Origin of the sequence: Stenotrophomonas sp. MMGLT7, from assembly GCF_021168555.1 — a bacterium.
Classification (GTDB): Bacteria; Pseudomonadota; Gammaproteobacteria; order Xanthomonadales; family Xanthomonadaceae; genus MMGLT7.
In genome coordinates, this window is record NZ_JAJOZS010000004.1 from 334,956 (window position 1) to 341,361 (window position 6,406).

The 6,406-nt window shown below is 71.6% G+C and carries 5 protein-coding genes and 1 pseudogene; 1 reads left to right on the forward strand and 5 read right to left on the reverse strand.

Annotated features, from left to right (window positions below; translation table 11 throughout):
* Positions 1-80: 80 nt before the first annotated feature.
* Positions 81-857, reverse strand: a complete 777-nt coding sequence (locus tag LRX76_RS08175; protein WP_231803906.1) for an SDR family oxidoreductase — start codon at positions 855-857, stop codon at positions 81-83.
* Positions 858-961: 104 nt separating this feature from the next.
* Here LRX76_RS08175 and LRX76_RS08180 point away from each other — a divergent pair, with 104 nt between their 5' ends.
* Entirely contained in the window at positions 962-1,171 is a 210-nt protein-coding gene (locus tag LRX76_RS08180) for a hypothetical protein (protein ID WP_231803908.1), read from the forward strand.
* Positions 1,172-1,721: 550 nt separating this feature from the next.
* Here LRX76_RS08180 and sppA read toward each other — a convergent pair.
* From sppA to LRX76_RS08200, 4 genes and pseudogenes are all read right to left on the reverse strand, one after another.
* Positions 1,722-3,620 carry a signal peptide peptidase SppA gene (sppA, locus tag LRX76_RS08185; protein ID WP_231803909.1) on the reverse strand — a complete coding sequence of 633 codons (1,899 nt, stop codon included), beginning with the start codon at positions 3,618-3,620 and terminating at the stop codon, positions 1,722-1,724.
* 78 nt (positions 3,621-3,698) lie between these two features.
* Positions 3,699-5,063: an MATE family efflux transporter gene (locus tag LRX76_RS08190; protein ID WP_231803911.1), complete on the reverse strand. Its 1,365-nt coding sequence runs from the start codon at positions 5,061-5,063 to the stop codon at positions 3,699-3,701.
* A 339-nt stretch (positions 5,064-5,402) separates the two neighbouring features.
* Positions 5,403-5,984: a DUF3106 domain-containing protein gene (locus LRX76_RS08195; RefSeq protein WP_231803913.1), complete on the reverse strand. Its 582-nt coding sequence runs from the start codon at positions 5,982-5,984 to the stop codon at positions 5,403-5,405.
* A pseudogene (locus tag LRX76_RS08200) lies at positions 5,974-6,406 on the reverse strand (hypothetical protein); the annotation flags it as partial. The gene LRX76_RS08195 and the pseudogene LRX76_RS08200, both read right to left, overlap by 11 nt.

Here is a 6,406-nt window from a genome sequence, read left to right on the forward strand (position 1 = left end):
GGAGCGACTTCAGTCGCGATGAAGCTTTACCGGTACAGCTCCATCGCGACTGAAGTCGCTCCTACAGTCGCTGCTGCCAATCAGAACCCGTAGCGCAGGAAGCCGCCGTCCACGGCGATGCATTCGCCGGTGATGTAGCTGGCGGCCGGCAGGCACAGGAAGCCGACCGCGGCGGCCACCTCCTCCGGCTCGCCGATGCGGCGCATCGGCGTGCGCTCGATCACCTGCTCGTAGTAGTCCGGGTCCGACAGCGGCGCGGAGGTGCGGCGGGTGCGGATGTACCACGGCGCCACCGCGTTGACGCGGATGCCGTCCTCGGCCCATTCGCAGGCCAGGTTGCGGGTCATCTGCTGCAGCGCCGCCTTGGTCATGCCGTAGGGCGCGCCGCTGCGCACATGGGTGATGCCGCAGACGCTGCCGACGTTGACGATCGACGAGTTGGCATGGCGCGCCAGCAGCGGGTACGCGTAGCGCGACAGCTCGAAGGCGGAGAACAGGTTGGTCTCGAAGATGCCGCGCCATTCGTCCTCGGTGTAGTCCACCGCGGCCTTGGCGAGGTTGCCGCCGGCGTTGTTGACCAGGATGTGCAGGCCCTCGCCGTGGTCCTCCACCCAGTCCAGGATCTGCCGCCGGTCCTCGTCGTCGGCGACATCGGCGGCCAGGCCGTGGACCTCGCGCTCGGGGAACTCCTCCAGCAGCTCGTCGCGGGCGACGGCCAGCGCATCGGCGTCGCGGCCGACGACCAGCAGGTCGGCACCGAACCCGAGCAGCTCGCGCGCGATCGCCAGGCCGATGCCGGCGCTGGCGCCGGTGATCAGCGCGGTCTGTCCATCCAGCCGCCAACGCTGCCGGGCCATGGTCGTCTCCTCGCGGTTCGGGTCTCCCGGCACCAAGGTACAGCAGGCATGGCGCCGGCGCGGACCGGCGTAGGATAACCGCCACACTCAGCAGGATTGCGCCGATGAAGACCCGTTCTCGTCCGTATCCGATGGTGCTGGCACTGTTGCCGCTGCTGGCGGCGCTGGCCGGTTGCCGCAGGCCCGAGCCTCCGGCCACGCCCGAGCGGCCGCCGGAGCCCAAGGCCGCCGCCCGCGAAACCGGCGCGCAGCGCGTGGACCTGCAGGCGACCAGACCGATGACAACCGACCGCGCGACGGTGAGAACTGCGTAAGCGGCCAGGGCTTGCCCGGGGAAACCCAGCCGCCGGTGCCTTGCGACCCGACATTCCCCGATCGTCCCCGCGAAGGCAGGGACGATGGTCGGTCTCGATACGGCGCCGCGGCCGGTCAGGCCCTGAAACCCATGCCTTTCGACGTCCTGCCGATACGGACAGCCTCCCCGGGACAGGATGCGTCGCCGGGGGCGGCAAGCAGAAACAAGGGCTTCCGCCCGCTGTCGCGGCCGGGTCCACCCTTTTGGACAGCGCCAAAAGAAACGGAACCAAGGAAAAACGCTTTCCCCGCAAGATCAAGAGCCTACGCCTGAGCGGCTATCGATGTTTTCCGACTCGCCATCCTGGCTCGGTCGGAACATGCTCGATCACGGCAGGCCGCCCATCCATGGGCGGCGCCCTTCGGGTCCGGGGAGATCATCGCCGCTCGAGCAAGGAGCCGGCGCTGGCCTGCCGCGAGATCCCCCAGGCTATGCGGCCGCAGGCAGGGAAGCCGCGGCGTCCCGGCACGACGTTGAAAGGCATGGCCCTGAAACCCGGACCGCGACGGCTAGAACCCGCAGAAGCAGTACGCCAGCTCCTTGGCCGGGGCGCCATCGCGGTCCTTGACCGCGTTCTCGACGAAGCGCAGCTGCGCGTCCATCTGCGGCAGGGTACGCGCCAGCATCACCCGCGCCAGCCCGGAATCGCCCAGCAGCCGGGCGCCGGCGTGGCTGCCGGCGAAGCCGGCCATGAACTGCGCGAACGGCGTGGCCGGCTTCTCGATGTAGCGCACGCGGTACTTGCCGTCCTCCAGCTTGACCCGCCTGGCCGCATCGGCCAGCGCCGCCTTGAGCCCGCCGAACTCGTCCACCAGCCCGCGCTCCTTGGCCTGGGCGCCGGTCCACACGCGGCCGCGCGCGACCTCGTCCACCGCCTGCACGCTCTTGTTGCGCGCCTGCGCGACCTTGCCGGTGAAGTCGGCATAGCCCTTGTCGATCACCGACTGGATCACCCGGCCCACCGCCGGGTCCAGCGGCCGGCTGATGTCGAAGGCGCCGGCGAAGCGGGTGGTGCCCACGCCGTCGGTGTGCACGCCGATCTTGTCCAGGGTGCGGGTCAGGTTGGGCACCAGGCCGAAGATGCCGATCGAGCCGCTGATGGTGGAGGCGTCGGCGTAGATGCGGTCGGCGTTCATGCTGATCCAGTAGCCGCCGGAGGCGGCCAGGTCGCCCATCGACACCACCACCGGCTTGCCGGCGGCCTTCAGCGCCACCACCTCGCGGCGGATCTGCTCGGAGGCGAACACCTCGCCGCCGGGCGAATCCACCCGCAGCACCACCGCCTTGACGTCGTCGTCGTCGCGCGCGGCGCGCAGCAGCGCGGCGGTCGACTGGCCGCCGATGCGCCCGGCCGGCTGCTCGCCGCCGCTGATCTCGCCCTCGGCCACCACCACCGCCACCTGCGGGCGGCTGTCCACCGGCGAGCGGCGCCCGTCCAGCTGGGACAGGTAGCCGGCGAAGTCGACGTTGCGGAAGCCGCCGTCGGCATCCTTGTCGGCCACGCCGCGCTCGGTGAGCAACTGCTCCACTTGCTCGCGGGTCTTCAGCCCGTCCACCAGCTTCTGCTGCAACGCGAACTTGGCCAGGTCGCCGCCGGCGGCGGCGATGCCCTCGGGCAGGGTGTCGATGCCGGCGGCCAGCTGCCCGGGGGTGAGCTTGCGCGCGGCGGCGATGTCGGCCAGGTAGCGCTGCCAGATGTCGTTCATCCAGAACAGGTCGGCTTCCTTGGCGTCCGCGGAGGCCGCATCGAGGATGTACGGCTCGGCCGCCGACTTGTACTCGCCGACGCGGAACAGGTGCACGTCCACGCCCAGCTTCTCCTGCAGCGCGGTGCGGAAGTACTGGCGGTAGCCGCTCAGGCCCTGCAGCAGCACCGCGCCCATCGGATCCAGGTAGATCTCGTCGGCCTGCGCCGCCAGCAGGTACTGGCCCTGGCTCATGTTCTCGCTGAAGGCCACGACCTGCTTGCCGGAGGCCTTGAGCTGCTGCAGCGCGGCCGCCACCTCGCGCAGCGAGGCGAAGCCGGAAGGCTGCAGCTTGTCCAGCTGCAGCACCACGCGCTCGATCTTCTTGTCCCTGCCGGCGGCCTCGATCACCCGGATCAGGTCGCGCAGCTGGATCTCCTCGGCGCTCTTCTCGCCCACCGCGCGCGCCAGCGCACGGCTGACCGGGTCGGCGCTGAACTGCTCCACCAGCTTGCCTTCCGGCGCGATCACCAGCGTGGTGCGGTCGGCCAGCGCCTTGGTGCCGCCGGCACCCTTGGCCATCACCGCCACGAACACCATCAGGATCAGGAACAGCAGGCCGAAGAACAGCAGGTTCAGGATCAGCCGGCGGGTGAAGTTCATCACATCCCACAGGCCAACGAAGAAGCTGGCAATGGGATTGCGACGCACGGGTTGGTTCATGGACGACTCCGTAGGGAAAGGCGGCTGGTGCTGTGGATCAGCATACCGGCTGGCGCGGGCGCCGGCATGCGCTGGAAGTCAGGGGACGGCCCGGGCCAGGCGGCTGCTGGTGGCATGGAAGCGCCAGCACATCAGCACCGCGGCCACGGCCAGGCCGGTGATCAGGCCGATCCACATCCCCCGCGGGCCCCAGCCCAGGCCCAGGCCGAGCCCGGCGCCGAGCGGCATGCCCACGCCCCAGTACGAGAGCATGGCCAGGAACATCGGCACGCGGGTGTCCTTGAGCCCGCGCAGCGCGCCGGCCGAGAGCACCTGGATGCCGTCCGGGAACTGGAACGTGGCCGCGTACAGCAGCAGGCTCGAGGCCAGCGCCGCCACCGCGACGTCGTTGCTGTACAGGCCGACGATGGCGCCGTGGCCGAACAGCAGCACGCTGGCCGACAGCGCCTGGGTGCACAGCACGATCGCGTAGCCGGCCCAGGCGGCGCGGCGCATGCCGGCCACGTTGCCGCCGCCGATCGCGTGCCCCACCCGTACCGTGGTGGCCTCGGCCACCGCCATCGGCACCATGAAGCAAAGCTGGGCCACGTTGATGGCGATCTGGTGCGCGGCCGCCTCGGTGGCGCCGAGCCGGCCGATCAGCAGCGCGGTGACGATGAACAGCCCGCCCTCCATCAGCACGGTGATGCCGATCGGCAGGCCGGTGCGCAGCAGCTCGCGCATGGGTCCCCAGCGCGGCGGTTCGAACCGGGCGAACAGGTGCAGGTGGGCGAAGCGCCGGGTGCGCCACAGGTAGGTGGCGAATGCCAGCGCCTGCAGCCACATCATCGTCGCCGAGGCGATGCCCAGCCCTTCGGCGCCCAGCGCCGGCAGGCCGAACTTGCCGTAGGCCAGCACGTAGCCCAGCGGCGCCAGCACCAGCAGCCCGCCGAAGCCGAACAGCATCGTCGGCAGCGTCCAGTGCATGCCCTCGCACAGGTAGCGCATGCAGAAGTACAGCGTCAGCGCCGGCCCGCCCCAGCGCACCGCGTGCAGGAAGCCGGTGGCGCCGGGGACGATGTCCGCGGCGATGCCGAACGCCGGCAGCAGCGGCGGCACCACGCTGAGGAAGAAGAACATCACCGCGCCCAGCGCCACCGACAGCCACAGCGCCTGGCGGAACAGCGGGCCGATCTCGTCCCTGCGGCCGGCGCCGTCGAGCTGCGACACCGAGGCGGTGAGCGAGATCAAGGTGCCGATCGGGATCAGCATCGGCAGCCACAGCAGCGCCGTACCGATGGTGACGGCGGCCAGCGTGTCGGTGCCGTGGTGGCCGGCGATGACGTTGTCGACGAAGCTGATCAGGCCGGTGGACACATGGCCCAGGACGAGCGGCAGGGCGAGGAGAACGGTGGCGCGCACTTCGTGGCCGAAGCGCGGCGCAGGGGAGGAAAGCGTGGACATTGCGGATGGATACGCGGACTGCGGGGACGCACGGAGGCGCCGGCTCCCGGGTCGCGGAGCCGGGCATTCTACCCGTCCGCCGCCGTCGATGCCCGCAGCACGTGCGCCGGGCTGGGCCTATCCGTTCACCCTTAAAGATTCATCCGTAAAGACTAAAGGGCAGCTCCCTTCTCCCGCGTGCGGGGGAAGGTGGCGCGCAGCGCCGGATGGGGGAAGCTTTTGCTGTTGCTTTCCCGTGCTCCGAACAGCCCCCATCCGCCCTTCGGGCACCTTCCCCCGCACGCGGGAGAAGGGAACTGTGTGTTCATGTCACGTGACAAGGAAACAGAACCACCGCCCTCAGCGCCCCAACCGCTGGCGGATCCACGTCCCGCGCCGCTGCGCCGGCTGCGCCAGCAGTTCCTGCCGCAGCTCGGCGCGTGCTGTCGGCGGCGTGCGCTGGGACAGCAGCGCCAGCTCGGCGCGCTGTTCCCGATCGAGAGCGCGCAACAGCGCCAGCACCGGCTCGCGCTCGGCGGGCGGCAGGTAGCCGAACAGCGGCTGCAGCGCCGGGTACAGCGCGCCCAGCTCCGGCCCCAGCCGCCAGCCGTCGCGATGCAGCCGGTCCAGCGCGTCGAAGCGCGCGTGCACCACCTGCCGCTCGCCCTCGGGCGCCATCGCCAGCCGCGCCGCCGCCGCGCGGATGCGTGCGCGCTCGCCGTCGTCGAGCGTGCGCCAGGCGGCGTAGCGGTCGCGCAGGTCGCGGCGCTGCGCCGGCGTTGCGCTTTCCCATTGCTGCTGCAGCGTTGGCCCGCCGGTGGGAGCGACGGCAGCGGGAGCGGCCTCGGGCTCGGCCAGCGGCGCCGGCAGCGGGGCCGGCGTCGCACGGGCCAGGCACGGCAGCAGCAGCGCCGCCAGCAGCAGGCGCGGGCTATTCGGCATCCACGGTCTCCAGCGCCTCGTCGGGCAACGGCGCGGTGGTCGCCGGCGGCGGTTCGGACTCGTCGCGCGGCAGCGGCTGGCCGGCGGCCAGCCAGGCATAGAAGTCGGCGTCGCGGGCGATGGCCAGGTCCGGATCGGCGAGCATGGCGCGGTCGGCGGCATCGGTGGATCCGGCAGCCGGATCCGGCCGGGCGCTGCGATCGGCCGGCAACTCCTCCACCAGCACCTGCGGCGTCTGGCCCGGCCCGGTCTGCTCCGGCAGCGGGTGCGCGCCCGGCCACAGCAGCCAGGCCGCCACCAGCAGCAGGGCCAGCACGACCACCACGGCCATCCAGGGCCGCACGCGCAGCCCGCGCGCGCGGCGGCGCGGCGGCACCGGCTCGGCCGCGGACGGCGGCGGCACCGGCCGGTCGGCCGCCGCC

Excerpts from the sequence above, each read along its gene's own strand:
- LRX76_RS08175 (WP_231803906.1), bottom strand. The coding sequence starts at position 857 with ATGGCCCGGCAGCGTTGGCGGCTGGATGGACAGACCGCGCTGATCACC.
- LRX76_RS08180 (WP_231803908.1), top strand. The coding sequence starts at position 962 with ATGAAGACCCGTTCTCGTCCGTATCCGATGGTGCTGGCACTGTTGCCG.
- sppA (WP_231803909.1), bottom strand. The coding sequence starts at position 3,620 with ATGAACCAACCCGTGCGTCGCAATCCCATTGCCAGCTTCTTCGTTGGC.
- LRX76_RS08190 (WP_231803911.1), bottom strand. The coding sequence starts at position 5,063 with ATGTCCACGCTTTCCTCCCCTGCGCCGCGCTTCGGCCACGAAGTGCGC.
- LRX76_RS08195 (WP_231803913.1), bottom strand. The coding sequence starts at position 5,984 with ATGCCGAATAGCCCGCGCCTGCTGCTGGCGGCGCTGCTGCTGCCGTGC.